This window comes from Streptomyces sp. NPDC043812 (assembly GCF_056436245.1).
The window spans coordinates 62,086-86,828 of the sequence record NZ_JBWKCY010000011.1; the positions used below are offsets into that span (position 1 = coordinate 62,086).

The 24,743-nt window shown below is 70.8% G+C and carries 24 protein-coding genes and 1 pseudogene; 4 read left to right on the top strand and 21 right to left on the bottom strand.

Annotated features, from left to right (window positions below; all coding sequences use genetic code 11):
- Positions 1 to 7: 7 nt before the first annotated feature.
- Positions 8 to 1,260 (bottom strand): annotated as a pseudogene (locus AC067Z_RS17915) (cytochrome P450).
- A gap of 214 nt (positions 1,261 to 1,474) precedes the next feature.
- Here AC067Z_RS17915 and AC067Z_RS17920 point away from each other — a divergent pair.
- Positions 1,475 to 3,067 (top strand): CocE/NonD family hydrolase, encoded by a 1,593-nt coding sequence (locus tag AC067Z_RS17920; RefSeq protein ID WP_478790482.1) that lies wholly within the window; start codon positions 1,475 to 1,477, stop codon positions 3,065 to 3,067.
- A gap of 436 nt (positions 3,068 to 3,503) precedes the next feature.
- Here the strand turns inward: AC067Z_RS17920 and AC067Z_RS17925 are convergent, their stop codons facing one another.
- The 11 genes from AC067Z_RS17925 to AC067Z_RS17975 all read right to left on the bottom strand — a co-directional run bounded on the left by AC067Z_RS17925 (position 3,504) and on the right by AC067Z_RS17975 (position 13,768).
- Positions 3,504 to 3,956, bottom strand: a complete 453-nt coding sequence (locus tag AC067Z_RS17925) for a DUF6278 family protein (RefSeq protein ID WP_478790483.1) — start codon at positions 3,954 to 3,956, stop codon at positions 3,504 to 3,506.
- 58 nt (positions 3,957 to 4,014) lie between these two features.
- Entirely contained in the window at positions 4,015 to 4,794 is a 780-nt protein-coding gene (locus AC067Z_RS17930) for an exodeoxyribonuclease III (protein WP_478790484.1), read from the bottom strand.
- 30 nt (positions 4,795 to 4,824) lie between these two features.
- Positions 4,825 to 5,457 carry an MBL fold metallo-hydrolase gene (locus tag AC067Z_RS17935; RefSeq protein WP_478790485.1) on the bottom strand — a complete coding sequence of 211 codons (633 nt, stop codon included), beginning with the start codon at positions 5,455 to 5,457 and terminating at the stop codon, positions 4,825 to 4,827.
- 47 nt (positions 5,458 to 5,504) lie between these two features.
- Positions 5,505 to 6,797 (bottom strand): bifunctional 3-oxoadipate enol-lactonase/4-carboxymuconolactone decarboxylase PcaDC, encoded by a 1,293-nt coding sequence (gene pcaDC / locus AC067Z_RS17940; RefSeq protein WP_478790486.1) that lies wholly within the window; start codon positions 6,795 to 6,797, stop codon positions 5,505 to 5,507.
- Positions 6,798 to 6,934: 137 nt separating this feature from the next.
- The gene (locus tag AC067Z_RS17945; RefSeq protein ID WP_478790487.1) at positions 6,935 to 7,501 is read right to left on the bottom strand and encodes a hypothetical protein; all 567 of its coding nucleotides are present in this window, start codon (positions 7,499 to 7,501) and stop codon (positions 6,935 to 6,937) included.
- Positions 7,498 to 8,664 carry an ROK family glucokinase gene (locus AC067Z_RS17950; protein WP_478790488.1) on the bottom strand — a complete coding sequence of 389 codons (1,167 nt, stop codon included), beginning with the start codon at positions 8,662 to 8,664 and terminating at the stop codon, positions 7,498 to 7,500. The genes AC067Z_RS17945 and AC067Z_RS17950 overlap by 4 nt, the downstream gene beginning before the upstream one ends.
- A 140-nt stretch (positions 8,665 to 8,804) precedes the next feature.
- Positions 8,805 to 9,689 carry an ATP-binding cassette domain-containing protein gene (locus AC067Z_RS17955; protein WP_478790489.1) on the bottom strand — a complete coding sequence of 295 codons (885 nt, stop codon included), beginning with the start codon at positions 9,687 to 9,689 and terminating at the stop codon, positions 8,805 to 8,807.
- Positions 9,656 to 10,720, bottom strand: a complete 1,065-nt coding sequence (locus AC067Z_RS17960) for an ABC transporter permease (RefSeq protein WP_478790490.1) — start codon at positions 10,718 to 10,720, stop codon at positions 9,656 to 9,658. The genes AC067Z_RS17955 and AC067Z_RS17960 overlap by 34 nt, the downstream gene beginning before the upstream one ends.
- The gene (locus AC067Z_RS17965; protein WP_478790491.1) at positions 10,717 to 11,733 is read right to left on the bottom strand and encodes a sugar ABC transporter substrate-binding protein; all 1,017 of its coding nucleotides are present in this window, start codon (positions 11,731 to 11,733) and stop codon (positions 10,717 to 10,719) included. The genes AC067Z_RS17960 and AC067Z_RS17965 overlap by 4 nt, the downstream gene beginning before the upstream one ends.
- A gap of 161 nt (positions 11,734 to 11,894) precedes the next feature.
- Positions 11,895 to 12,893: a sugar ABC transporter substrate-binding protein gene (locus AC067Z_RS17970; protein ID WP_478790492.1), complete on the bottom strand. Its 999-nt coding sequence runs from the start codon at positions 12,891 to 12,893 to the stop codon at positions 11,895 to 11,897.
- Positions 12,894 to 13,048: 155 nt separating this feature from the next.
- Positions 13,049 to 13,768 carry a GntR family transcriptional regulator gene (locus AC067Z_RS17975; protein WP_478790647.1) on the bottom strand — a complete coding sequence of 240 codons (720 nt, stop codon included), beginning with the start codon at positions 13,766 to 13,768 and terminating at the stop codon, positions 13,049 to 13,051.
- Between the two features lie 156 nt (positions 13,769 to 13,924).
- On the opposite strand from AC067Z_RS17975, the gene AC067Z_RS17980 reads away from it, so the two are divergent.
- The gene (locus tag AC067Z_RS17980) at positions 13,925 to 14,929 is read left to right on the top strand and encodes a Gfo/Idh/MocA family protein (protein ID WP_478790493.1); all 1,005 of its coding nucleotides are present in this window, start codon (positions 13,925 to 13,927) and stop codon (positions 14,927 to 14,929) included.
- Positions 14,930 to 14,952: 23 nt separating this feature from the next.
- On the opposite strand, the gene AC067Z_RS17985 is transcribed toward AC067Z_RS17980, so the two are convergent.
- Genes AC067Z_RS17985 through AC067Z_RS18005 form a run of 5 tightly spaced genes read right to left on the bottom strand, consistent with a single transcriptional unit; the run spans position 14,953 to position 20,147 of the window.
- Positions 14,953 to 16,149 carry a cytochrome P450 family protein gene (locus AC067Z_RS17985; RefSeq protein ID WP_478790494.1) on the bottom strand — a complete coding sequence of 399 codons (1,197 nt, stop codon included), beginning with the start codon at positions 16,147 to 16,149 and terminating at the stop codon, positions 14,953 to 14,955.
- Positions 16,146 to 17,045: a hypothetical protein gene (locus AC067Z_RS17990; protein ID WP_478790495.1), complete on the bottom strand. Its 900-nt coding sequence runs from the start codon at positions 17,043 to 17,045 to the stop codon at positions 16,146 to 16,148. Before AC067Z_RS17990 ends, AC067Z_RS17985 begins: the two co-directional genes overlap by 4 nt.
- Before the next feature lie 7 nt (positions 17,046 to 17,052).
- On the bottom strand, positions 17,053 to 18,231 hold the full coding sequence (locus tag AC067Z_RS17995) for a cytochrome P450 family protein (protein ID WP_478790496.1): 1,179 nt from the start codon (positions 18,229 to 18,231) through the stop codon (positions 17,053 to 17,055).
- Positions 18,232 to 18,240: 9 nt separating this feature from the next.
- Entirely contained in the window at positions 18,241 to 18,921 is a 681-nt protein-coding gene (locus tag AC067Z_RS18000) for a response regulator transcription factor (RefSeq protein ID WP_478790497.1), read from the bottom strand.
- Positions 18,918 to 20,147, bottom strand: a complete 1,230-nt coding sequence (locus tag AC067Z_RS18005; RefSeq protein ID WP_478790498.1) for a sensor histidine kinase — start codon at positions 20,145 to 20,147, stop codon at positions 18,918 to 18,920. The genes AC067Z_RS18000 and AC067Z_RS18005 overlap by 4 nt, the downstream gene beginning before the upstream one ends.
- A 144-nt stretch (positions 20,148 to 20,291) precedes the next feature.
- Here AC067Z_RS18005 and AC067Z_RS18010 point away from each other — a divergent pair, with 144 nt between their 5' ends.
- The gene (locus AC067Z_RS18010; RefSeq protein ID WP_478790499.1) at positions 20,292 to 20,498 is read left to right on the top strand and encodes a hypothetical protein; all 207 of its coding nucleotides are present in this window, start codon (positions 20,292 to 20,294) and stop codon (positions 20,496 to 20,498) included.
- Positions 20,499 to 20,519: 21 nt separating this feature from the next.
- Here the strand turns inward: AC067Z_RS18010 and AC067Z_RS18015 are convergent, their stop codons facing one another.
- From AC067Z_RS18015 to AC067Z_RS18025, 3 genes are all read right to left on the bottom strand, one after another.
- A complete protein-coding gene (locus AC067Z_RS18015; protein WP_478790500.1) occupies positions 20,520 to 20,912 on the bottom strand; it encodes a hypothetical protein in 393 nt (130 codons plus the stop codon).
- A gap of 11 nt (positions 20,913 to 20,923) precedes the next feature.
- Positions 20,924 to 21,850, bottom strand: coding sequence for a DMT family transporter (locus tag AC067Z_RS18020; protein ID WP_478790501.1), 927 nt, complete (start codon positions 21,848 to 21,850; stop codon positions 20,924 to 20,926).
- A 159-nt stretch (positions 21,851 to 22,009) separates the two neighbouring features.
- Positions 22,010 to 22,624 (bottom strand): dihydrofolate reductase family protein, encoded by a 615-nt coding sequence (locus tag AC067Z_RS18025; RefSeq protein ID WP_478790502.1) that lies wholly within the window; start codon positions 22,622 to 22,624, stop codon positions 22,010 to 22,012.
- Positions 22,625 to 22,797: 173 nt separating this feature from the next.
- Here AC067Z_RS18025 and AC067Z_RS18030 point away from each other — a divergent pair, with 173 nt between their 5' ends.
- Positions 22,798 to 23,529: an SDR family oxidoreductase gene (locus AC067Z_RS18030; RefSeq protein ID WP_478790503.1), complete on the top strand. Its 732-nt coding sequence runs from the start codon at positions 22,798 to 22,800 to the stop codon at positions 23,527 to 23,529.
- Positions 23,530 to 23,618: 89 nt separating this feature from the next.
- On the opposite strand, the gene alc is transcribed toward AC067Z_RS18030, so the two are convergent.
- Positions 23,619 to 24,740, bottom strand: coding sequence for an allantoicase (gene alc / locus AC067Z_RS18035; RefSeq protein WP_478790504.1), 1,122 nt, complete (start codon positions 24,738 to 24,740; stop codon positions 23,619 to 23,621).
- Positions 24,741 to 24,743 lie beyond the last annotated feature (3 nt).

Sequence of the window (24,743 nt, forward strand, 5' to 3'; positions counted from 1 at the left end):
CGACCCGTCAGCGGTCCTCGGCCAGCAGCAGGGACTTGATGCCGTTGATGAAGTTCGACACGAGCCTGCGCGGCCGCCCTGCGAGAGCGAACGGTGGCAGCAGGTTCCTGGCCTCCTCGTGCAGCACCCGCAGTTGCAACCGCGCGAAATGGGCGCCGAGGCAGACGTGCGGACCGTCCCCGAAGGAGACGTGGGGATTGGGGTTCCGGGTCAGGTCGAGGCGTTGCGGGTCGGTGAAGACCCGTTCGTCGCGGTTGGCCGAGGCATGGAGGACGACGACCTTGTCCCCGGCACGGATCCGCTGCCCGGCGACGGTCACGTCCTCGGTCGCGGTGCGGCGGAAGCTGAGGACGGGCGGGTGGTAGCGCAGCAGCTCCTCGACGGCCGTGCCGGTGTCCACCTCGCCCGTCCGCAGCCTGCGCTGCTCGGACGGGTGCTCCGCGAGGACGAGGAACCCGCCCGGGGCGGCGCTGCGGACGGTGTCGTTGCCGGCGACGGTGAGCAGGAAGAAGAACATCTCCAGTTCCGCGTCGCGGAGTTCACCGGTGGCGAGCGAGGTCATGACGTCGTCCGCGGGATGCCTGCGTTTGTGCGCGGCGAGCTGCTGGGCGTAGTCGAACATCTCCTGCAGCATGGCCGGTGAGCGCGGGTTGACGGGCCTGCCGTCGGGCCCGAGGACGGGCGGCTCGTCGGGGTCCTGGTAGGCGATGACTCGTTCGGTCCATTTCAGCAGCAGGGCGCGGTCGGTTTCGGGAACGCCGAGCAGGTCGGCCAGGTTGAGCAGGGCGTAGTCGTCGGTGACGGTGCGGACGAGATCGAAGGTGTCGCCCGACTCGACGGCTGCCGCGAGGAGTTGGCGGGCGCGGGTGTGTGCGGAGCCGGTGAAGCGGTCGATGCGGCCGGGGGTGAAGGCACGGCTCACGAGCCGTCGCAGACGGCCGTGGCCGGTGGCGGCCTCCCCTGCGCAGCGAGGGGAAGGGTCCTGATTGAGCATCATGCGCCGGATGAACGGGAGGTCCGCGGGGTCGGGTCGCGGATCTGGGTGGCCCCGAGGTGGGACGAGAAGGCGCGGGCGTCCTTGAGTACGCGGACGACGTCGGCGTGCCTCGTGACGGCCCAGAATCCGGGCCCTGACGGCCAGCCGAGCACCTCGTACTCGTCCTGCCAGGCGACCGGGTGGTGGTCGCGCAGTTCGCGGAAGGCCGCGTGGGGCGGTCCCTCGGCGTAGATCCGTGGGTCGAAGACATCGGGCACCGTCATGGCCGACGATCCTGCCCGCCTCCGCGGGCGGGGGAAAGCCCCACGCCCGGGGGCCGCGGGGGGCCGTCCTCGGGGCGATCCACTCGTGCACTTCCCACTGACACCACGTCCAATAATTGTTACGCTGGCGTAACTTACTGGGGAGTTACCTCCGGTAGGGCCTCGCGGTTACCGTCGGGTCACTTCGTTGGGACAGACGAGTCAGGAGTGACCCGTGGGACTTCTTCGCAAGGCTCTGCGCACCACCGCGATCGGTACCGTCTCTGCCGCGCTGCTCGCCGGATCGGCAGCCGGCGTTGCCCCTGCAGCCCTGGCCGCCCCGGTCCAGCTCGCCGAAGAGTCCGCGCCGGCCGTGCGGTTCGTCGACATCGAGGGCGACGGCGGCACCGTCCTCAAGGCCAATGTCGTCACACCCCCGGACGCGGGCAGCGGCCGGACCTACCCGGTGATCGTGCTGCCGACGAGCTGGGCCATGCCCCAGGTCGAGTACCTCGCCCAGGCCACCGCTCTCGCCGACTCCGGCTATGTGGTGGTCAGTTACAACTCACGCGGCTTCTGGCAGTCCGGCGGCGAGATCGAGACCGCCGGTCCACCCGACATCGCCGACGCCTCCAAGGTCATCGACTGGGCGCTGGCCCACACCCCCGCCGACCCCGGGCGGGTCGGCATGGCCGGCGTCTCCTACGGCGCCGGGATCAGCCTGCTGGCGGCCGCCCAGGACAAGCGGATCAAGGCCGTGGCCGCCCTCAGCGGCTGGGCCGATCTCATCGACTCCATCTACAGCGGCCGCACCCAGCACCTGCAGGCCGCGGCGCTGCTCAGCGGCGCCGGCTACCTCACGGGGCGGCCCAGCCCCGAACTCCAGCAGATCATGTCCGACTTCCTCACCTCCAACCTGGCGAGGGAGCAGGAGATGATCGACTGGGGACGCAAGCGTTCCCCCGTCACCCGCGTGGACGAGATCAACGCCAACGGCGCGGCCGTCATGCTCGGCAACGCCTGGGGCGACTCACTGTTCCCGCCCAACCAGTACGCGGACTTCTACGAGCGGCTCACCGGCCCCAAGCGCCTGGAGTTCCGCCCGGGCGACCATGCCACCGCGGAGGGCACCGGACTGCTCGGTCTGCCCAACGACACCTGGACCAGTGCCCGGCGCTGGTTCGACCATCACCTCAAGGGCGTCGACAACGGGGTGGACCGCGAGGCCCCCGTACGCCTCAAGTCCCGCTCCACCGGTGCGTACGAGACCTACCCCGACTGGAAGTCGGTGGGTACGGACCGGCGGAAGATCGCACTGGGCGGCGACAGGAAGATCCGTGCCGATGTCGATTCCGGGGCGAACGGTGGGGTGATCTTCCTGTCCAGCTTGCTGGACCAGTTCGCCAAGCTGCCGCCGATGGCCTCGATCCCGTTGCTGCCACGGTCCTTCGCGGCCGTGTGGCAGTCGGAGCGCCACGGCTCGGAACAACAGGTCCGCGGCACCGCGAAGCTGCACACCACGGTGACCAGTACCAAGGAGAGCGGCACCCTCGTCGCATACCTCTACGACGTGGGCCCGCTCGGCCTCGGCAAGCTGGTCAGCAACGCGCCGTACACCTTCCACGGCAGGACGCCCGGTCAGCCGTTCGCCGTAGACCTGGAGTTGTTCTCCACCGCCTACGACGTCCCGGCCGGCCACCGTCTCGCCGTGGTCGTCGACACCGTCGACCCGCTCTACATCGAGCACAACCCGGCCGGCGCGCAGCTGACCTTCTCCTCGCCCGCGGCCGACCCGTCGTATCTGTCGGTCCCGCTGCGCGAGAAGTGATCACCGGCTGCCGCCGGGCCCCCTGCCACCCGGCAGGGAAGGTGGTGCTCCATGAGCTGCTGCCCCCTGGTATCCCCCGCACCCCGGGCGCAGAGGTTCCTCCTACCCCCCGATGGGTGCGGGGGGAGCCCCGGGCAGCAGCGCCCCTGGGGATGAACGGTAAATCGTAGTCGAATCCCGGCGTGATGGGCGCGCCCGCACAGAGGAACTCCTCCACCCCGCATGTTGGTTGACATCCCGCAGCTCGATCAACAGATCGACGACCATACGCTGCCCTGCCCCTTTTCGCTGTGTCGAGTCAGCGCAAACTATCCAGCCGGTAAAGGCACTTCACGCCCGACACGTAAACACGACATAAGCCGTATAAATCGAGAAGTCAGCCGGTCGGCGGAGTGCGGTGGCGGGTCGGCCTTCCGGCGCACGGGCGGGGACGGGGTCAGGCCTCCGCGGCCTCCGCGTAGACCTGGGAGAGTTCGGGCGCGCCGTTGACCGCCCATTCCAGCCCGGCCTCGACGACGCTGATCTCGCGGCCGGAGGCGAGCCGCACCACCGGATGGCCACCCGGCCAGATGTGCCAGGACGCACCGGGGACGGATCGCACGATGACCGTGCCCAGATACAGCCCCGCGTCGTTACCCAGCCAGGGCAGCTCCTCGGGGTCGTCGCGCCAGCGCGGCGGCAACTGGTCGAGGGCCGTCAACGAGCTTGGCGAATCATCCAGTTCGAGCCCCGCCTGCCCCGCTCGGACACGCAGCAGCTCGCACTCGGACAGCAGCTCGGTGACGGCCGCCGCGCGCTCGGGGTCGTCCCCCTTCGCAGCGGCCGTTGCCCCGTGCTCCCGTTCGTCCTCACGGCGCCTGAGCCAGTTGTCCAAGAAAGGGATGTTCATACTGCTCAGCCTCGCATCCCCGTAGCCGCACGCACCACTGGGCGCGCGTCAACAAACGCTACGTGTCCAGATCGACAACAACGGGTGCATGGTCGGACGCACCCTTGCCCTTGCGCTCCTCCCGGTCGACGTAACTGTCCTTGACCGCCTTGGCGAACGTCTCGTTGCCGTAGACCAGGTCGATGCGCATGCCGCGGTTCTTGGGGAAGCACAGCTGGCGGTAGTCCCAGTACGTGAAGGCGTGGTCGTACTTCAGCGGGCGGGGCACCACGTCCGACAGGCCGCGCTTGCGCAGCGCCTCCAGCGCCGCCCGCTCGGGCGGGGTGACATGCGTCAGCCCCTCGAACGCGGACAGGTCCCACACGTCGTCGTCGGTCGGTGCGATGTTGAAGTCGCCCATGACCGCGAACGGACGCTCACCCGCGGCGTCCTCGGCCACCGCCGCGGACAGTGCCTCCAGCCAGCGCAGCTTGTAGCCGTAGTGGTCGTGGGCGACCTCCCGGCCGTTGGGCACGTAGACCGACCAGACGCGGGCGGGACCGCAGGTCGCGGAGATCGCCCGCGGCTCCTCGACACCCTCGTAGTCGGGGCCGCCGGGCAGGCCCCTGACCACGTCGTCGAGGCCCACTCGGGAGACCAGCGCCACGCCGTTCCACCGTCCCGTGGCGTTGACCGCGGACTCGTAGCCGAGCTCCCGGAGGGCCTCGGCGGGGAACTGCTCCTCGGTGCACTTGGTCTCCTGGATGCACAGCACATCGGTGCCGCTGCTCTCCAGCCAGGCCAGCAGCCGCGGCAGCCGGGCGGTGATCGAGTTGACGTTCCACGTGGCGATACGCATGTCCGCAAGCCTAACGGGGAGGTCCGACAGTCACAGGTCGCGTGCCTCGCCGGGGGCGAGACGGGCGTGGTCGGCGCCGCCGAGAGCCTCGATCTGCCGGTCGTAGATGGGCCGGGCGAGGTCGGCGAGGTAGGCGTCGTGGACGTCGACGGCCTGCCGGGGCGCGACCTCGCGTACGTAGTCGATGACTTCGGAGATCTTGCTCCACGGCGCGTGCACCGGCAGCATCAGCGTCTCGACCGGGTGGTCGGGAACGGTGAAGGCGTCACCGGGGTGGAAGACCGAACCGTCCACGAGGAAACCGACGTTCGTGATCTGCGGGATGTCCGGATGGATCACGGCGTGCAGCTCGCCGTGCACCTGCACGTCGAACCCCGCGGCTTCGAACGCGTCGCCGTTGCCCACGGTGCGCACCCGGCCGGGGAAGGCCGCCGAGAGCTCGTCGGCGACGCTGCGCAGGGTCCACAGGACGGCAGCCGGGTTCGCCTCCAGCGCGGCACGGAGCCGGCCGGCGTCGAAGTGGTCGGGATGCTCGTGGGTGACGAGAAGGACGTCGGCGCCGTGCGCGGCGTCCTCCTCGCTGAACGTGCCGGGGTCGATGACGAGCGCCCGCCCGTCCTTCTCCAGCCGGACACAGGCATGGGTCTTCTTGACGATCCTCATGCCCCCATCCTGCTACGCGCCGGGGCCCGATCGGCCGGGGACAGGCCCTACGCCCGGGGCGTCGTCTCCTCCTGGATCACGGCCTGGGCGACCTTGAACGCGGAGTTGACGGCCGGCACCCCGCAGTAGACCGCGGCGTGGATGAAGACTTCCTTGATCTCCGCCGGGGTCAGCCCGTTGCGCAGGGCTGCGCGCGTGTGGACGGCGAGCTCATCGAGGTGGCCGCCGGCGACCAGGGCGGTCAGGGTGACGCAGCTGCGGGTGCGTCTGTCGAGGCCCTCGCGGGACCACACCTCGCCCCAGGCGTAGCGGGTGATCAGCTCCTGGAAGTCGCCGGTGAAGTCGTCGGCTGCGGCCGTCGCGCGGTCCACGTGCGCGTCGCCGAGCACCTCCCGGCGGATCTTCATGCCGGTGCCGTACGTGTCCGGCCGGCCGTTCTGCTCCGCCATGGGCTGCTCGGCCGCGCCGGAGGCGATCTCGGCGACGGGTGAGACGGGAGCGGAGACGGGAGGGGCCATCGGCACCGGCACGGACGTGAGCGTGTCGTGCCAGGCGGTGGCGAAGTGGTGCGAGAGCAGGTCGGTGACCGCGGCGGGCTGCTCGACCGGGGCGAGGTGGGAGGCGCCGGGCACCAGCGCGAGCCGGGCGTCCGGTATCCCGGCCACCAGCGTGCGCGCCTCGGCGGGGCCGGTGACCTGGTCCTCCGATCCGACGAGCACGAGGGTCGGCACGCCGACCAGGGACAGATCGGTGCGGACGTCGAAGGCGGCGAGCGCCTCGCACGCGGCGATGTAGCAGCCGGGATCGGTGGTGCGGACCATCTGGACGGCCCACTCGACGATGGCCGGCTGCGCGGCGGCGAAGCCGCTCGTGAACCAGCGCTCCGGCGCGCTGCGGGCCATCGGGTCGAGTCCGTTGGTCCGCACGACGACGCCGCGCTGGCGGAACTCGTCGGCGGTGCCGAACCGGGGTGAGGCGGCGACGAGCGCGAGCGTGGCCACCCGGTGCGGATGGCGCAGGGCCAGTTCGATACCGATGGCGCCGCCGATGGAGCAGCCCGCATAGCCGAAGCGCTGGACTCCGAGCTGGTCGAGGGTGGCGAGCAGACGCTCGGCGAGTTCGCCGACGGAGTCGGCGGGGTGCGCGGGGGCGCCGCCGTGACCGGGCAGATCGAAGCGGATCACGCGCCACCGCACGGAGAGCTCGGTGATCTGCCGGTCCCACATGTGCCAGGTGGTGCCCAGCGAGGGGCCGAGGATGAGCACGGGGGCGTCGTCCGGACCGTCGATCCGGTACTGCAGGGTCTTCGGGGGCGTCTGCGTCTCACTCACCCGACCCACGGTAGTGAGGGGAATGGTCGGCTCCGGTCACGGGGTCCTCCTCGGAGCCCGTGCCGACCCGCGGCAGCGGGGTTCCGTGAAGGCGCCGTGGAGGTCGTGTGGCTGCCGCCCGCGACCGGGCGTGAACCGTGGACGGTCTACGGAGTGGCCGTGGAGACGACGTACACCCAGGGCTTGGTCGGCTCGGTCAGGTCGACCGTGATGTGCTGCGTGGGGCGCGGGTCCTTGTTCACGTGCGTGGTCCCCGCCCAGGCCCGTCCCTCGAGTCCGAAGTTCCAGCCGACGATCTCCGCGTCGCGTTCGGCGATGGCGACCTTGCCGTCCTTCAGCTCTCCGCGGCTGGTCCCGACGCCCTTCAGGAAGGCGTCGAGCCCGTCCGAGGACGTGCGGAACTGCACGTACAGCCGACTGGTCTTCCAGTTGCTGGTCTCGTAGTAGCCGACCCGCCAGGAGCCCTCGGGGATCGGCACCTCGAAGATGCGGCGCTTCATCAGCGACGGCCACTTGCCGCGCAGGCCGTCGGCCGAGGACTCGGCCTCCTTGTCGCGGCCGCTGTCGCGGCTCTGCTCCGCGGAGATCAGCAGATAGCCGGCCGGGATGCCGACGAGCAGCACGATGGTGATCGCGGTGAGCCAGCGGCGCACCAGCATGTGCCGGCGGCCCTCGGGCGGCGGCGTGGTCTGTCGGGTCAGCGTGGTCGTCATGACGGCGGTTCCTGGGTGTTACGGACGGAGCTCGGACTGCGCAGGGCCTGCGCATAGCGCTCGTAGCGTTCATGGCGCTCCACCCGGCGACGGTTCGCCCGGCGGAAGCGGCGCGCGACCAGGCGCGCCAGGTCGGCCGCACCGACCATACCGGCCTCGGGGCCGAGCTGGGCCTTGGCGATCCGCGCCTCGGGGCGGTAGCCGCGGCCCGTCAGGTGACGGCGGAAGGCATCCCTCGCGGGCCCGATGAGCAGATCGTCGGCGGCGCTGACGCCACCGCCGATGACGAAGCAGGACGGGTCGAGGGCGGCGGCGAGATTGGCGATGCCGACGCCCAGCCACTGACCGATGTCCTGAAGCAGTTCGACGCACATCGCGTCGCCCTCGCGGGCGAGTTCGGTGATCAGCGGGCCGGTGATGTCCCGGACGTTGCCGCCGACCCGGTCGATGATGTTGTACGCGACCGGGGAGTCGGCCGCGGCGAGTTCCCGTGCCTCGCGCACCAGCGCGTTGCCGGAGCTGTACTGCTCCCAGCAGCCGCGATTTCCGCAGGGGCAGCGGTGGCCGCCGGGCACCACCTGCATATGACCGAACTCACCCGCGACGCCGTACTTGCCACGTTTGACCTGACCGTCCTCGAGGATGGCGCCGCCGATACCGGTGCCGAGGGTGATCATGACGAGGTGGTCCTCGCCACGTCCGGCGCCGAAGCGCCACTCGGCCCAGGCGGCGGTGTTGGCGTCGTTGTCGACGAGGACCGGGACGGCGAGGCGGGCGGAGAGCGCGTCGCGCAGCGGTTCGTTGCGCCACGCCAAGTGCGGGGCGAACAGGACCTTGGACCGGTCGGCGTCGACCCAGCCGGCGGCGCCGATGCCCACCGCGTGCACGTCGTGGCGGTCGGAGAGGTCGAGCACCAGCTCGCAGATGGTGTCCTCGACGACCTTGGGGCTCTTGGACTTGTCCGGGGTCTCGGTACGAACCTTCTCCAGGATCACGCCGTCGGCGTCCACGACACCGGCCATCACCTTGGTGCCGCCGATGTCGATGCCGACGGTGGGGACCCGGGGCGCGGTGAGGTGCGAGCGCCGCTCGCGGGTGCCGACGGTCTTGAGGACGGTGGCACGGGCGGTGCCTCGCTGCGTGAAGTCGCGGTACGTGCTCAAGTCGTCCCTGCGGGTTCGTGGTGGCGGGTCCGGATCACCCGGGCGGGCGGCGCCCGCCGGCTTCGATGCTAGGTCATCTCCGCGACGCACCGCCCGGCCGGCGATGCCCCGCGGGCGGACGCCGGGACCCTGCGCCGCGCTCAGCCGAAAGGCCGGTCCTCGACGGGTCCGCCCTTCGTGTCATGGCCGCCGAGGTGGGTCGGCGCGGGGGCGCGTTCCAGTTCGTGGCGCAGGTCCTCGAGCTCGCTGCCGCCCGCCATCTGGCGGGTGAGCTCGTCGAGCGTGACCGATTCCCTCGTATGGGCGGCCGACATGACGCCCCGCTTCAGCAGGATGAAGCGGTCACCGACCAGATAGGCATGGTGCGGGTTGTGGGTGATCAGCACCACGCCGAGCCCGGCGTCGCGTGCCGCGGCCACATATTTGAGGACCACACCGGACTGCTTCACGCCGAGTGCGGCGGTCGGCTCGTCCAGGACCAGCACCTTGGCGCCGAAGTACACGGCGCGCGCGATCGCCACGCACTGGCGCTCGCCGCCGGACAGGGTGCCGATGGGCTGGTCGACGTCGCGCAGGTCGATGCCCATCCGCAGCAGCTCGGAGCGGGTGGTCTCGCGCATCAGGTCGACGTCGAGCCGCTTGAAGGGACCGGTGCCCTTCGTCGGCTCGGAGCCGAGGAAGAAGTTGCGCCACACGGGCATCAGCGGGACCACGGCGAGGTCCTGGTAGACCGTGGCGATGCCGCGGTCCAGGGCCTCGCGGGGGGAGCCGAGCGTGAGCTCCTCGCCCTCGATCGAGAACGTGCCGCCGTCGTGCTGGTGCAGACCCGCGATGATCTTGATCAGGGTGGACTTGCCGGCGCCGTTGTCGCCGAGCACGCAGGTGATCTCTCCCGCGTGGACCTCCAGCGACACACCTTCCAGCGCGCGGATGTTGCCGTAGTACTTGCTGACGTCGTCGAGCTCGACCAGGGCGGTGTCGGCCGGGGAACTCATGTGGTCGCCTCCGCGCGCTTGCGTACCCATGCGTTGAGCAGGGTGGCCAGAAGGAGCATCGCTCCGAGGAAGAACTTGAACCAGTCCGGGTTCCACTCCGCGTAGACGATGCCCTTGCTGGTCATGCCGAAGATGAAGGCCCCGACCGCGGAGCCGATCGCGGAGCCGTAGCCGCCGGTGATCAGACAGCCGCCGATGACGGCCGCGATGATGTACGTGAGCTCGTTGCCGACGCCTTCGCCGGACTGCACCACGTCGAACGAGAACAGGAGGTGCTGCCCGGACACCCATGCGGCGAACGCGACACCCATGTAGAGGAGGATCTTGGTCCGCTTCACCGGGACACCGACCGCGCGGGCCGCGTCCGCGCCGCCGCCGACCGCGAAGATCCAGTTGCCGAAGCGGGTGCGCAGCAGGATCCAGGTGGCGAGCGCGACGAGCACGATCCACCACAGGATCGTGGACTTCACCACCGTGTCACCGAACAGAGGAGTCTCGGCGAACACGTTCCTGGCGGAGGAGAAGCCCTCCATGTCCGCGATGGACTTCGTCGAGACCGTGCCGCTGATCAGTTTCGTCAGACCCAGGTTCAGGCCGGTCAGCATGAGGAACGTGCCGAGCGTGATGATGAAGCTGGGCAGTTTCGTACGTGTCAGCATCAAGCCGTTGAACGCGCCGATGGCGAGCGTGACCAGCAGCGAGACACCGACGCCGACCCAGACGTTGGCGGTCATCTGGTAGCTGAACATCGACGAGATCAGCGCCGAGCTGGTCACCATCACACCGGCCGAGAGGTCGAACTCGCCGCCGATCATCAGCAGCGCGACCGGCACGGCCATGACGCCGAGCGTCGATGCCGCGTACAGGACGGTGTTGAGGCTGGAGGGCCTCAGGAAGGCGTCGGCGAAGACCGAGAAGAAGACGAAGACGGCGATGGCGCCGACGACCGACCCGAGCTCCGGCCGGCCCATCAGCTTGCGCAGCGGAGAGGCGCGCAGCAGCCTTTCGTCGGTTCCTGCCGGGGCCTTCCCCGGTGTGGCGGGTGGTGCGGTCGCACTCATCGGGTCCCCCGATCCGTGTAGTCCGCGAGCTGGGCGGCGTCCTTCTCGGTGATGATCTGCGGTCCGGTCAGCACCGGCCGGCCGCCGCCGAGGACATCGGCGTTGTACTTGTACAGCCACAGCAGATCGACGGCCTCGTAGCCCTGGAGGTAGGGCTGCTGGTCGACGGCGAAGCCGAGGGTGCCGTCCTGGAGGGCGGCCGCGACCTTGGGGTTGAGGTCGAAGGTGTCGATCTCCGCCTTCGAGCCCGCGGTCTTCTTCGCCTGGACCGCGGCGTCGGCGAACGGGGCCCCGAGGGTGACGACCGCGTCGATGGAGCTGTCGGTCTGCAGCTTGGCCTCGATGGATGCCTGGACGTCGGGCATGTTGGTGCCGTCGACGTACAGATTCTGCAGCCGGCCGCCGAAGGTCTTCTTCGCTCCGGCACAGCGCTGCTCGTGGCCGACGTTGCCCTGCTCGTGCAGCACGCACAGGGCCTTCTTCCGCCCCCGCGCGTCGAGTTCGTCACCGACGGCCTCACCGGCGATGGACTCGTCCTGGCCGATGTGGGTGAGCGCGCCGAATGCCTTCGACTGCTCGGAGCCGGAGTTCACCGTGATCACGGGGATGCCGGCCTTGCGCGCCTTGGCGACGACGTCCTTCATCGCGTCGGGCTTGGCAAGGGTGACGATCAGCGCGTCGACCTTCTTGGAGATGTACGAGTCGACGAGCTGGGCCTGCTGCTGGCCCTCGTCGTTGTGCGCGTACAGGAAGTTGATGTTGTCCTTGGCCGCGGCTTCCTTGGCGCCCTTCTGGACGATGTCCCAGAACGTGTCGCCGTCGCCCGAGTGGGTGACCATGGCGAACGTCCAGCGCGGGGTGGTGACCGCGGCCTTGCCCCGGGTGTCCTCGGCGGCCTTGCGGGCGTCCTCGGCCCGCTTCCCGCCGGTGGCGCTGCACCCCACGACGGAGGCCCCGAGTACCGCTGCCAGCACTGCGCCGACGGCGCGTACCCCTGTCCTTGCCCGTGCCACGAAGCCGTGCCCTTCTTGCCGTACCCGCTGTGCTTCCCCGTGCGACCGGGTCCCTGGTCGTGCCGACCCGGCCGCCCAAGTATCGGTCATGGCAGGTCGCCGGGTCGGCAGCGGGTGCGCGGCAGGGTCCGCACCCCGCCGCGGACCTGCCGCGCGGCGGGTCATCGTGTGCCGTCGGCGGTGAGCTTCTCCAGGGCTGGGACGTCCTTCTCGGTGACGAGCGCGGGGCCGGTCAGCACCGGCTTGCCGCCGCCGACGACATTGCGGTTGACCTTGTTGAGCCACAGTCCGTCGACGGCGAGATAGCCCTGGAGGTACGGCTGCTGGTCGACCGCGAACCCGATCTGCCCGGCCTTGAGGGCCTTCACCACGTCCGCGTTGAGGTCGAAGGTGTTGATCTCGGCGTCGGAGCCCGCGTCGCCCTTGGCCTTGACCGAGGCGGCGGCGAACGGGGCGCCGAGGGTGACGACCGCGTCGATGTCCTCGGCGCTCTGCAGCTTCGCCTCGATGGAGGAGGTGGTGGCGGGCATGTTGGTGCCCTCGACGTTGAGGTTCTCGACGGTGCCCGAGAAGGTCTTCTTCACGCCCGCGCAGCGGGCTTCGAGCGATACGTTGCCCTGTTCGTGGATGACGCAGAGGGCCTTCTTCTTGCCGCGCTTGTTCAGCTCCTCGCCGACCGCCTCACCGGCGACCGACTCGTCCTGACCGATATGGCCGAGGGCACCGAGGTCCTTGGAGAACTCGGCGCCCGAGTTGACGGTGACGACGGGGATGCCGGCGGCGACGGCCTTCTTGACGACGTCGCTCACGGCCTCCGGCTTGGCAAGGGTGACCACGATCCCGTCGACCTTCTGGTCGATGTACGTCTGGATCAGCTGGGCCTGCTCCTTGCCCTCCGGGTTCGCCGCGTAGAGGAACTGGACGTTGTCCTTGCGGGCGGCGACCTTGGCGCCGCTCTGGACGATGTCCCAGAAGGTGTCGCCCTGACCGGAGTGGGTGACCATCGCGATCTTCATCCGGGGGGTCTTGGCGGCCTCGCCGCCTCCGCCGTCCGCGGAGGGCTGCTCGTCGCCCTCCTTGCCGCCGGAACTGCTGCATCCGGCGACGACGACCAGGGCACATGCGGCGAGCAGGGCTGCTGCCGTGCGGGTGGTACGCATGGTGGGTCCGCCTTCTCTCCCGGCCGCCCGGTTGCGGCTGGGTGAGTTTCTACGGCGGCCCCGCGACCCCGTCAAGACTTTGTCCGAACATTCTTACGCGGAGTGGGTGTCACGCGGGTGAAAAGCGAGACCTGTGGGGCGAGCGGCCGGGACGGCTAAGAGCGCACCAGCAGCTGGAACTCGAAGGCGTAGCGCGAAGCCCGGTAGACGTGCGAGCCGAACTCCACCGCCCGTCCCGTGTCGTCGAACGTGGTGCGTTCCATCGTGAGCAGCGGCGCACCGGCCGCCTCGTCCAGCAGCTCGGCCTCGTCGGCGGCGGCGGCGCGCGCGCCGACCGACTGGCGGGCGCTGTGCAGGGTGATCCCGGCGGACCGCATCATCCGGTACAGGCCGGTGGTCTCCAACCGCCCGGTCTCGCACTCCAGCAGACCGGCGGGCAGATGGTTGCGCAGCCGTGCCATCGGCTCGCCGTGGGCGTACCGCAGCCGCTCGATCAGCCGGACCTCGCTGCCCTCCGCGATGCCGAGTGCGGCGGCGACCTCCGCGCTCGCGGGCTCGACGACATTGCCCAGCACGACGGTCGCCGGGCGCTGGCCGGCCGCCTCCAGGTCGTCGTAGAGGCTGCTGAGCTCCAGCGGGCGCTTGACCTGGCTGTGCACGACCTGGGTTCCCACGCCGCGCCTGCGCACGAGCAGCCCCTTGTCGACCAGGGACTGGATAGCCTGGCGGACCGTGGGGCGGGACAGCCCGAGACGGCCCGCGAGCTCTATTTCGTTGCCGAGCAGACTGCCCGGGGTGAGCACGCCCGTCTCGATGGCCGATTCCAGCTGCTGCGCGAGCTGGAAGTAGAGCGGGACCGGACTGGTGCGGTCCACGCTCAACGGGAGCGACAGGGACGGTTCCGTCTCGTGTCTGGGCTGATTGGGCACGTGGGGGAGCGTAGTCGCACGCCATGTTGACGGGAAGTCGTGAGGTTCGGTTGTCAGGACAAAGTCTTGACAGGGTGGCGGCGTCGACTCCACCTTTGGGCCATGCGCATCGGACTGATCGGGACGGGTCGTATCGGCAGCTTCCACGCGGGGGTGCTGAGCCGCCACCGTGAGGTGGGTTCACTGGTCGTGGCGGACACGGACGCGGCCCGCGCCGTACGGACCGCGGACCGCTGCGGTGCCACCGCGGCACCGAGCGCCAACGAGGTCTTCGCCTGGGGCGTCGACGCGGTGGTGATCGCCTCGGCGACCGCCGCGCACGCGGATCTGATCTCCCGCGCCGCGCGGGCCGGGCTCCCCGCGTTCTGCGAGAAGCCGATCGCCCTGGACCTCGCGGGCACGCTCGGCGCCCTGCGCGCGGTGGAACAGGCGGGCACCGAGCTGCAGCTCGGCTTCATGCGCCGCTTCGACGCCGGGTACACGGCGGCGCGCGAACTGGTGCGCTCCGGCCGTCTGGGCCGGCTGCACACCGTGCGCGCCATCACCTCGGACCCGGCGCCGCCGCCCGCGGACTATCTGCCGCTGTCGGGCGGCCTCTACCGCGACTGCCTCGTGCACGACTTCGACATCCTGCGCTGGGTGACGGGCCGCGAGATCGTCGAGGTGTACGCGACCGGTTCGGACGCGGGGCCCTCGATGTTCCGCGACGCGGGCGACGTCGACACGGCGGCCGCACTGCTCACCCTGGACGACGGGACGCTGGCCACGGCGACCGCGACGCGCTGCAACGGCGCCGGGTACGACGTGCGGATGGAACTGGCCGGCGAGCTCGACCAGGTGGCCGTGGGGCTGGACGACCGTACGCCGATCAGCTCCACCGAGCCCAAGGGCCTGCCGCCGGTGGACAATCCGTGGCCCGGCTTCCTGGAGCGCTTCGCCCCGGCGTACGAGGCGGAGCTGGACACGTTCATCCGCCTCGTGGCCGGCGAAGCGGAGAACCCGTGCGACGGATGGGAGGCCCTGACGGCGCTGCGGGTCGCCGAGGCGTGCGAGCTCTCACGCAGGGAGCACCGGCCGGTACGGCTGGAGGAGATCCCGGCGGACTGAGGAGCCCGGCACGCCCGGCAGCATCACCACTTCACCGGAAGCCTCTCGGGGCCCCTGATCAGCATTCCGCCGCGCCACGGCAGCGCGGCGGGATGCGCATCGAGCGTCAGGTCCGGGCAGCGTTCCAGCAGCGTCCGGATCGCGATACGGGCCTCCAGGCGGGCCAGCGGGGCGCCCAGGCAGTAGTGGATGCCGTGGCCGAAGGCCAGATGACCGCGGGCGTCGCGGCGGATGTCGAAGCGGTCGGGGTCGGGGAAACGGGCAGGATCCCGGTCGGCGTCGGCGATTGCCACGAGTACGAGCTGCCCACCGCCGGGGATGACCGTGCCACCGACCTCGTAGGGCTCGACGGTGAAACGGTACGTGGGGGTCTCAACGGGACCGTCGTAGCGCAGCATCTCCTCCACGGCGCCGTCGAGGAGGCCGAAGTCGGCGCGCAGTGCCGCCAGTTGGTCGGGGCGGGTGAGCAGGGCGAGGACGCCGTTGGAGATCAGGTTGACGGTGGTCTCGTGCCCGGCCACCAGCAGCAGCCAGGCCATGCCGATCAGCTCGTCGCCGGTGAGCCGGTCGCCGTCGCCCCCACCGTCCGTGGCGTGGATCAGGGCGCTCATCAGGTCGTCGCCCGGCCGCTCGCGCTTCTCGGCGAGCAGCTGGATCAGATACTGCGTCAGCTGAGCGGCGGCGGCCTCCCTCTCGCCCCGCTCCCTCGACGCGAGAGCGGTGTTGGACCACGTGCGGAAGGAATCCTGTGCGAGGAACGGCACGCCGAGGAGCTCGCCGATGACGGATATCGGCAGCGGAAAGGCAAGAGCGTCGACCAGGTCACCACAACCGGCCGAAATCATGCGGTCCAGCAGCTCGTCGGTGATCTGCTGCACGCGCGGCGTCAGCAGTTCCACCCGCCGCATGGTGAACTCGCGGGCCACGAGCTTGCGCAACCGGCTGTGCAGCGGCGGGTCCGCGGTGAGCATGGTGATCCCGGAGGACAGCTGGGAAATGCCGAGATCGGGAGAGACGTTGCGCCACTCCTTGGACAACGAGGCGTCGGCGAGCGCGGCCCGCCCGTGCTCGTAGCCGACGATCAGCCAGGCGTTGTGCCCTTCGGGCAGCCGCACATGGTGCACGGGGCCACGGGCACGCAACTCGGCGTAGACCGGATAGGGATCGCGGGTGAAGTCCTCCCCGAGCGCGGCGAGATCGACGATGGCTTCGGTAGTCACGGCGTTCCTCCCACTTCGTCGTGTGATGCTTCCTGCGCGGTGAGAACGCGGCGGAGCGCGCTTCGCCGCGGGCTGTCGAGGCGTTCGTCGAGCTGCTCGATCCACACACGGGCCCCGGCGGCCGGATCGGCTTCGGGGAAGACGAGCACCCCGCCGCTCACCCGCTCGTGGCTGCCGAGGTCGTCGTACCAGCAGGTCCAGTCCCAGCCGTGCCAGCCGGGCGGACGGCCGTGCGCCGCGCCGCCGACGAAGTTCCCGCGGGTCCATGCCGCGAACCGGCGTGCCGGCACGTCGATGTGGACACCTCCGTACGGGGTCCGGGGCACGCGCCCGGACACGCGCGTGGCCGGCAGCAACTGACGCACGACGCCCGGACCGTGCCCCAGCACGTCCGACACGTTCTCGCCCGCCACGAGATGGACGTGCGTACCGTTCCGGAAGGTCACGCTGACCGCGAGCGTGAACTCCTCCTCATCCATGTCGGCCGGCGAGAACGGCAGATGACCGCCCTTCACGGCGAGTTCGCTGCGTACGCTCTCCCGCTGCACACCCACATACGCGACCACGTCCTCGAGCCCGTCGTACGCCCATCCCACCTGCCATCCGGGCCAGGTCACGGCCAACGCGTCGAGCATGCTCCGCCGTTGGTCCCAGCTCTCCAGGTGCCACGTGAACAGCAGCAGTGTGCGGGTGTCGTGGTCGACGACCGCGGCGGCCTCGCACTGCACGTCGTCCATCCAGTCCGACTGCCCGGCCGGCTCCTGCGCCTCGGCCACCCGGCAGAAGGCGTCCGGCCCCTCCAGTACGTCGAGGCCGAAGGAGAGCGCGCCCCAGCGCCCGTAGTACTGCTGCCAGGCACCGTTGCGCAGCACCACATAGCGCGCACGCTCCGCCATCGCTGGGCTACCAGCGCACCGGGAGGTGGCGGACGCCGCGGATGAGGAGGCCAGGGAGCCAGTCGTAGCCGGACTCGGGGGCATCGAGGGACAGGCCGGGGCAGCGCTCCAGGAGGGTGCGGATCGCGATGCGGGCCTCCATGCGGGCCAGCGGGGCGCCCAGGCAGAAGTGGATGCCGTGGCCGAAGGCGAGATGGCCGCGGGTGTCGCGGCGGATGTCGAAGCGGTCCGGCTCCGGGTAGCGGGCCGGGTCGCGGTCACCCGCCGCCAGGCCGACGAGGACCGTCTCACCGGGCGGGATGACGGCGTCTCCGCAGGGGACGGGAGCGACGCTGAAGCGTACGGTCGCGTTCTCGACCGGGCCCTCGTAGCGCAGCATTTCCTCGATCGCCCCGTCGAGCAGTCCGAAGTCGGCGCGCAGCGCGGCCAGTTGGTCGGGGTGCGTGAGCAGGGCGCGCACGCCGTTGGAGATCAGGTTGACCGTCGTCTCGTGCCCGGCGATGAGCAGGAGGTAGGCGAGTGCACGCAGTTCGGAGGCGGACAGGCAATCGTCGTCGTCGGCCCGTGTCTGCAGCAGGGCGGACAGCAGGTCGTCCGCGGGTCCCGCACACCGTTTGTCCTCGATGAGCTCGTCGAGGTAGGCGCACAGCTGGTGGACCGCGTCCGCCTCGGCCGCGGGAGCGGTCGGCGCGACGATCTCGTTGGACCACTTGCGGAATGCGTCGCGGTCGGCGGACGGGATGCCCAGCAGCTCGCAGATGACGATGATCGGCAGCGGGAACGCGAACGCGTCCACCAGATCGCCACGGCCCGCCCGGAGCATCTCGTCCAGCAGGTCGTCGGTGATCCGCTGGATCCTCGGCCGCAGCGCCTCGACCCGGCGGCCGGTGAACTCCCGCGCGACGAGCCGGCGCAGCCGGGTGTGGTCTGGCGGATCGAGCACCAGCAGGTTCGGGCCGATGACCTGTTCGTCGAGCATCATCGCACCGACCGTGCTCGGCGACTTGGACAGCCGGGGATCGGCGAGCGCCGCCCGTGCCTCGGTGTGGCCGACGATCAGCCAGAAGCAGCCGCCGTCCGCCCCGCGCACCTGGTGGACGGGCCCGGCCTCACGCAGCCGCGCGTAGTGCGGATGGGGGTCGGCCGTGAAGTCGCTGCCGAAGTCGGCCAGATCGACGATCGTCATCGTCCCAGCCTACGGGGCCTTCGGCGGTGCTTCCTCATCGAGCAGTCCGGCGTCGTGGGCCAACAGCGCGATCTGGACACGGTTGTTGAGACCCAGTTTCGCCAGGATCCGGGAGACGTGGGTCTTGACCGTCGGCACGCTCATGTAGAGGGTCGACGCGATCTCGGCGTTGGAACGGCCCCGGCCCACGGCGACGGCGACCTCCCGTTCCCGCTCGGCGAGTGTCCCCAGCCGCTGCGCGGCCGCCGAACGCCGTGTGTCCGGGCCGCTGTCCGCGACACGCGCCATCAACTGCCGGGTGACGGCCGGCGACAGAACGGGATCACCCGCGGCCACGCGGCGCACCGCCTCCACGATCTCCGCGGGCGGGGTGTCCTTCAGGACGAATCCGGCCGCTCCGGCGCGCAGCGCGCGCAGCACCTGTTCGTCGGCGTGGAAGGTGGTCAGGACGACGACTTCGGGTGCCCCGGTCCGCGCACGCAGCTCCTCGGTCGCGGTGAGACCGTCCACGACCGGCATGCGGATGTCCATGAGGACGACGTCGGGTGCATGGCGTTCGACGAGCGCCGCGACTTCCGCGCCGTCCGCCCCCTCGCCCACGATCTCGATGTCGCCTGCGCCGCCGAGCATGAAGGAGAGGCCGGCGCGCACGAGGGGGTCGTCGTCGACGACGAGCAGTCGGATGGTCATGAGGGCCACGGTAGCCAGGCCGCCACGCAGAAGCCGCCGTTGCCCGTCGTTCCGTGCTCGAGGCGGCCGCCGGCCAGGGTGGCCCGCTCCGTGAGCCCGATCAGGCCCTGGCCCGAGCCGGGGACCTTCTCGAACTCGCCGGACGGGGGCGGGTTGAGGACCTCCACGGTGAGTCCGTCGCCCGGGCCGCCGCGCACGGTGACCGTCACCTCGGTGCCCGGCGCGTGCTTGCGGGCATTGGTCAGTCCCTCCTGGGCGATCCGGTAGACCGTGCGGCCGGTGGCGGCAGGCGCGGCGCCCGGATCGGTGATCGTGCTGTCGAACGCCACTTTCATGCCCGCTTCCCGGGACTCGGCGACGAGCGCGTCGAGCGTCGTCAGCGTGGGCTGCGGACGGTCGGGGCCCTCGGTCTCGCCGGGCGCCCGGAGTACGCCGATGATCTCGCGCAGGTCCTGGAGCGCCTCATGGGCGCTGTCGCGGATCACACCGGCCGCCCTGGCGACCTCGGCCGGGGGCGCGTCGGGCCGGAACTCGAGTGCGCCCGCGTGCACGGACAACAGCGTGAGCCGATGCGCGAGCACGTCGTGCATCTCGCGGGCGATGGCCTCACGGGCGAGCCGCTGCGCCTGCTCGGCGCGCAGCGCGGCCTCGGCCTCCGCGCGGCGGGCGCGTTCGCGCAGCGCCACGACGAGCTGTCTGCGGGCGCGCACCAGCATGCCCCAGCCGAGCAACAGCAGCACCAGGACCAGGCCGGTGATCAACGAGGCCAGGAACGAGATGTCCGGCTCGGGACGCACGGCCGGCTGGACGACGACACTGACCACGGCGAGCATGCCGACGAGGGCGACGGGCCGGAACGGCCGGTGCACGGCGACGCTGAACAGGCTGATGATCATCGCCCCGCCGGCAACGGGGGCGACGGTGCTGACGATCAGCAGAACGACGGCGAGAGCGACCGGCGCGCGACGGCGCGCCCACAGTGCGATGCAGGCCACGGCACCCACGACCTGGTCGGCGAAGAGGACGGCATCGGAGTTGCCGGCCTGCTCGCTCGTCTCCGCTGCGACCAGCCCGATGCCCGCGGCGAGTACGAAAAACAGGGTGTCGACGACCCAGTCGCGCGCTGTGCGGCGCGGCCTCGGCCGGCGTCCGTCGCCCTGCGGTTCGGGATCGAGGGGGTCGGCCATGGCCGACGGAAGCAGCCATGGGTACTCCGTACGCGTCATGTCGGCAAAGCTACGCAGCTCAGGGCCGTGGCGGTGCCGCTGGGCCGTATCGGCTACCGAAGTCACGCAGACTCAGACTTTCGGCGGGCACCGGTGTGCCGTCGGCCGATGTGGCGGCGTGCGGGGGCGCGCGAGGCTTCCGGCATGAAGAAGATCTGCGAGGTCGCCGGCTTCCTGCTGTTCGTCTGGGGCGTGTCGGGCGTGGTGCACGAACTCACCGGCTGGTTCAAACCGTGGGGCATCGTGCGGCGCCTGGACTTCCTCGACGGCTACGAGATGTACGCGAGCATCGTGCTGGCGGTGACGGGCGTGGTGCTGATGGTGGCGGCGGACCGGCAGGAAAAGCGTTAGCGCGAGGTGCCCGGACAGTGCCTAGCCGCGTTCGCGGCCGGCCGCCGCGTCGAGACGGGCGACCTCGGCGGCGTGCTCGCTCAGCCGGTTGCTGATGCTTCCGCTGGTGTAGAGGGCCGTACCGACGACCGCGACGGGCACCGACAGGCCGAGCACTGCGAGGAGTTCGGGCCAGTCGCGCTCCGACGCGCAGGTCATGCCCTCCCCGCCCTCGTTGGACGTCCCCCACTCCGTGAACAGCCGGGCTTCACACTCCGTGCCGTCCCCGTACCGGCCTTCGAGCGTGTACGGCAGGAGCAGCAGCACGGCGAACCACACCCACAACAGGGCTGCCACGGACAGCAGTCCGAAGCCCCAGGTCTGAGTTCGCTTGGCGCGGAGGCGGAACTCCATGTCGTAGGTGAGGGATCGCATGGCCGTCGAACCTAGCAGTCGGCCCGGTCGGCGGCGCGGCGCCCCCATGCGGTGCCCGCGAGGACGAGGCCCGCGCCCACCAGGCCCGCGGCCGCGAGGTGTTCGCCGCCGATGGCGATGCCGGCAGCGGCCGCCCACAGCGGCTCGGTGCCGAGCAGCAGACCGACCCGGGACGGCGAACTGCGGCGGACGGCCCACATCTGCACGAAGAACGCGAACAACGTGCAGAACACGGAGAGGAACAGCAGCCCGGCCCACTCCCGCGGGCCGAAGCCGACGGCCACGCCCCAGGGCGACGCACCGCCTCCGGGCACGGCGGCGAGGGCGGCGAACACCACGACCGCGCCTCCCAGTTGGACGGTCGTCAGCGACAGCGAGTCCGCTCCGCGCACGCCCTTCATGCGTGCCATGGCCAGCATATGGGCGGTACGGGCGAAGGCGGCGAGCAGCATCAGCAGATCGCCGAGGGAGGGGGTGGTGAGACCCCCGCCCTGGGTCAGCAGAACGACTCCGGCGACCGAGAGGGCGGCGGCGCCGACGAAGGCCCGGGAAGGCCGCTGCCGGGTCACCGCCGCTTCGGCGAGCGGAGTGAAGATCATGGTGAGGCTGATGATGAGCCCGGCGTTGGTCGCGGAGGTGTGGACGACGCCGTACGTCTCGAGCAGGAAGATCCCGCTCAGGACGAGCCCGAGCAGCCCTGCTCCGCGCCACTGCGCCACGGTCAGGGCGCGCAACCTGCGGTGGCCGACGGCGACGAGCACCGGCAGGACGAGCGCGAAGCGCAGGACGAGCACGGCGACGACGGTGTGCGCGGTGGTGATGCCCTTCGCGGCGAGATAGCTCGCGCCCCACACGACGGCGACGAGCAGCACGGGCAGGTCGGTGAGCCATGCGCGGCGTGGGGCGACAGCGGGAGCGGGTACGGCGATCGACGACACCTGGTCTCCAACGACGACGGGCTGGTGGAGACTTCGACGGCTCGCACACGGGGGCGATCACCGTACCGGGAAGAACGCGTGTGAGCTACACGTTTCTCTCCCGAGCCGCGAGCCGCGAGCCCCGAGCCCCGTGCCGCGGACCGATCCGCCGGACGGAACTCAGTCGCCGTAGCTGCCGTACTCGGGCCGGCCGGCGAGTTCGTAGCTGTGGATGGCGGCGCCCGTGCCGGTGGTCCTCGCTTCGGTGAGCTTGAACGCGGTCGGCGTCGCACCGTCGAACAGGCGCATGCCCTTGCCGAGGACCACCGGGAACGTGATCAGGTGGAGCGTGTCGATGAGGTCGTGCGCCAGCAGCGTCCGGGCGAGGCCGCCGCTGCCGTGCATCTGGATCTCGCCGTCCGTGCGCTCCTTCAGCTCGGTGACCTCCTTGACCAGGTCGTCGCCGCCGATGATCGTGCTGCCGTTCCAGTCGGCCTTGTCGAGGGTCCTCGACGCCACGTACTTCGGCAGGGCGTTGAGCTTGGAGGCGACGGGGTCGGCGGGGTCGGTCTGCTTCGGCCAGTAGCCGGCGAAGATCTCGTAGGTGCGGCGCCCCAGAAGGAACGCGGTGGGCCTGCGGAAGACCTCGTCCATGAAGCGCCCGAAGTCCTCGTCGCCGTACGGCACGGACCAGCCGCCGAGGTCGAATCCTCCGCTGGTGTCCTCCTGCGGACCGCCGGGCGCCTGGTAGACGCCGTCGAGGGACAGGAACTGGGTGAGGCTGAGCTTCGCCATGGGGTGCGCCTTCCATCATGTGCACGCGTTGCGATCGGATGTCACAGCTCTGACTCCACCTTCGCCCCGAACTCATCGGTGCGCCGAGCGTCACGTCCGATCACCGCCAGCATCCGCTTCCCCGTCCCGCTGTCATTGAAGACGCAACCACTCACGAGATGGCGGAGGCTCCGATGAACGGCAAAGTGGCTCTGGTGACCGGCGGCAGCCGCGGGATCGGCGCGGCGACCGCGGTGCGACTGGCACACGACGGCGCCGATGTGGCGATCACCTATGTGGCGGGGAAGGAGGCGGCCGCGGAGGTCGTACGGCGGATCGAGGCGGCGGGCCGGCGCGGGGTGGCCCTGCGTGCCGACGCGGCCGACCCGGCCGAGGCCGCCGACGCGGTGACCCGCACCGTGGACGCACTGGGCGGGCTCGATGTCCTCGTCAACAACGTGGGGGTCGGCGTCCTCGGGCCGCTGGAGAGTTTCACGGTCGCCGATGTCGACCGGGCGCTCGGCGTGAACGTACGGGGTGCCTTCCTCGCGTCGCAGGCAGCCGCCGCGCGGATGGGACGCGGCTCGCGGATCATCACGATCGGCACGTGCATGACGCAGCGGGTGCCGGGCCCCGGCGGCACCCTTTACGCGACGAGCAAGTCGGCACTCATCGGCCTGACGAAAGCCCTGGCAAAGGAGTTGGGCGCGCGCGGCATCACGGCGAACATCGTCCACCCCGGCCCGGTCGACACGGACATGAACCCGGCGGACGGCCCGTACGCGGAGCCGCAGAAGGCGGACACGGCGCTGGGCCGCTTCGCCGGTCCGGACGAGATCGCGTCGATGGTCGCCTATCTGGCGAGCGACGAAGCCGCCTACGTCACGGGCGCCGAGTTCTCCGTGGACGGCGGTCACGCCGCCTGAGACATGCGCGTGGGGCGCACCGTTGCTGTCGGCCGGTGCGCCCCGCGCGGGAGGGAGGGTGTCGTGCCTCCCCGTTCGACGACGGCCCGTCAGCCGCCGAGTTCCTGGTGGCGTGCCGTGAGCCGGCCCGCGCCCTGCTCGGTCAGGGAGCCGAACAGCCGCAGCCGCGAGATGCCGCCGTCCGGGTAGATGTCGATGCGGACATGCGTGCCGACCGCGGGGGCGTCGAGCACGAAGCGGTGATTGGTGTCGGGCTGCAGACGCGTGCGCGGCAGCACCTCGCGCCATTCGCCGTCCTCGCCGTCGCGCACCGACAGGGCCGCCCACCCGGCGCTGTTGCCCTTGAGGTAGGCGGTGTCGATCTCGACGGCGCGGATCTCGGACTGCGCGACGAGCTGGTAGCGGATCCAGTCGTTGCCCTTGTCGCGGCGGCGGCGGGTCTCCCAGCCGTCGTCCATCTTGCGGGAGCGGCCGGGCTGCACGGTGTTGGTGGCCGGGGAGTAGAAGCGGTCGGAGGCGTCCTCGACCTGTCCCCCGTTCTCCAGCGCGACAAGGTCGAAGGTGCCGAGCGCGGCGAGCCACCGCGGGTCGGGGGCGACCTCTCCGTACACGCGCAGGCGGGCGATGCCGCCGTCGGGGTGCTGGTTGACGCGGAGGTGGGTGAAGCGCTGCTCGGTGTCGACCGCGAAGCCGTTCGCGGCGTGGCCGCCGACGGCCGTGCGCGGGACGAGCACCGTCCACTTCACGTCGCCGGAGAGCAGCTCCTCGGGCGAGGGGGATCCGGCGACGGAGGTGCCCTCGACGGACACGGCCTGCGGGTAGTTGCCACGGAAGTGGGCGGTGTCGACGACGATGCCGCGTACGACGCCGGGCGCGCCGAGGCGTACGAGCGCCCAGTCGTGGTCCTCGTCGGTGGGGTGCGGCTGCTCGGCCGAGACACCGCGGCGGCGGCGGGTCTCCCAACCGTCCATGATCTTGCCCTTGTGGCCGAAGTGCTCCGGGTCGAACTCGGCGGGTTCGGGCTTCAGCAGGTTCTCGCGCTCGGCGAAGAACTCGTCGTTGGCGGCGATGACGCCCGCGCCGAGGCGGCGGTCGGCGAGATCGGCGTACTGCGTGAACGGGAAGTCGGCGGTGCGGTAGTCCGCGTACGGGTCGCCGCCGCCGTAGGGGCGGGCGTCACCGGTGAAGGAAGGGATGGAGGATGCAGACACGGT